The sequence below is a fragment of the Streptomyces sp. OR43 genome (assembly GCF_008042275.1).
Taxonomy (GTDB): Bacteria; Actinomycetota; Actinomycetes; order Streptomycetales; family Streptomycetaceae; genus Streptomyces.
Genome location: NZ_RDBK01000034.1, coordinates 1 through 1799 on the forward strand (window position 1 = coordinate 1; position 1799 = coordinate 1799).

The 1799-nt window shown below is 73.9% G+C and carries 1 pseudogene; it reads right to left on the reverse strand.

The annotated features are described in order from the left end of the window. Positions 1-37 precede the first annotated feature (37 nt). Positions 38-1353: pseudogene (locus tag EAO72_RS16720) on the reverse strand (M18 family aminopeptidase). Positions 1354-1799 lie beyond the last annotated feature (446 nt).

Sequence of the window (1799 nt, forward strand, 5' to 3'; positions counted from 1 at the left end):
ACGGGGTGGGGCGTCCGGCCCCGCCCCGTACCCGCGTTCAGTCCGAGGTCACGAACGCGCCGAGGATTGCCGCCAGATACCCCGGGTCGTCCGCCCCGCACAGCTCGCGGGCCGAGTGCATCGACAGGCCCGGCACCCCCACGTCGACGGTCTGCACACCCAGCCGGGCCGCGGTGAGCGGTCCGATGGAGGTACCGCACGGCATCGCGTTGTTGGAGACGAACGGCTGCCACGGCGCGCCCGCCCGCTCGCAGGCCGACGCGAACACCGCGATCCCGGTCGAGTCGGTGGCGTAGCGCTGATTGACGTTGACCTTGATGGTGGGGCCGCCGTTGGGCAGCGGGTGGTGGTCGGGGTCGTGGCGCTCCGCGTAGTTGGGGTGGACCGCGTGCGCCATGTCGGCGGAGACGCAGAACGCGCCGGACAGGGCCCGCGCCCAGTCCTCCTGACTGCCGCCACGGGCGGTGACCGAACGGCTCAGCACCCTCTCCAGCAGCGGGCTCTGCGCACCCGTGTCCGAACCGCTGCCGACCTCCTCGTGATCGAAGGCCGCCAGGACGGGGATGTACGCGGGTTCCCCGCCCGCCGCCGCCGCACCGGCCAGCGCCGTGACGCCGGCGTGCACCGAGACCAGGTTGTCCAGCCGCGAGGCGACCAGGAACTCCCGTTCCGCGCCCAGGTATCCGGGCGGCTGGATGTCGTGGAGCATCAGGTCCCAGCCGAGCACCTCGTCCGGCTCGGCCTCGGCCGCCGCGGCGACCCTGCGCAACAGCGCTCCCTCCTCCGCGGCGCCGAGCGACCAGACCGGGGCGATGTGCCGCTGCCGGTCCAGCGCGAGGCCGTCGTTGACGGAACGGTCCAGATGGATCGCCAGCTGCGGTACGCGCAGCAGCGGTTCGTCGATCTGGACGAGCCGGGATTCGGTCCGGCCGCCCGGCCCCCGCAGGGCCAGCCGGCCCGAGATGCCCAGGTCGCGGTCGAGCCAGGTGTTGAGCGGGACCCCGCCGTAGATCTCCACCGCGATCTGCCGCCAGCCGGCGGATCCGGTGTCGGGGGTGGGCTTGATCCGCAGGTTCGGCGAGTCGGTGTGGGTGCCGATGATCCGGAACGGGGTATCCGGAACGGGGTGGGGGAGGGCGTGCCCTCGGGGGCGTACCAGGCGATCAGGGCCCCGCCGCGGACGACGAAACTGCCGCCCGTGGTGCCGGTCCAGTCGTCGGTGCCCCGCAGCTCACGGAAACCGGCCTTCTCCAGGCGCTGGGCCGCGCTCGCCACGGCGTGGTACGGGGAGGGGCTGGCCCTGATGAAGGAGAGCAGGTCGTCGGCGTGGCTGCGGTGAGGGACCGGCGTCATGCGGTGTCCGCCTTTCCGGATCGGGACGGTGAGGGTGGTTCGGTGTGGGTTCGGACAACCGGGCGTGTGGGGTCCCGGCGTCCGGGCCGGGAGGCGGGGTGTTCCGGTGTGGGGGACCGGGAGTCGGGGCGGCGGAGGAAGAAGCACGGTTCTCCGGCCCAACGCGGACAACTCACCGCATCGGCACGGCTRCCCGCAAGCCGTCCGGGCGGCTCTCTGCGCGAAAGCGGTGGTGCGGGCGCGCTCCCCGCGGGCGATGCGGAACCGCCCGAGGCGGCGGTGCGCGGCCCGGTCCGCACGTCCGGGGCGAGACGCCTCGGGTGCGGGGGACATGGCCGGGGCGCGATCCGGACGCGGGAGAGGAGCGGGCGGCACCGGACAGCGCTGCGCGAGATTGGCTGAATCCAGCCGTACGGGGAGTGGCTGCGCGGTGCGGTGGTGGCACG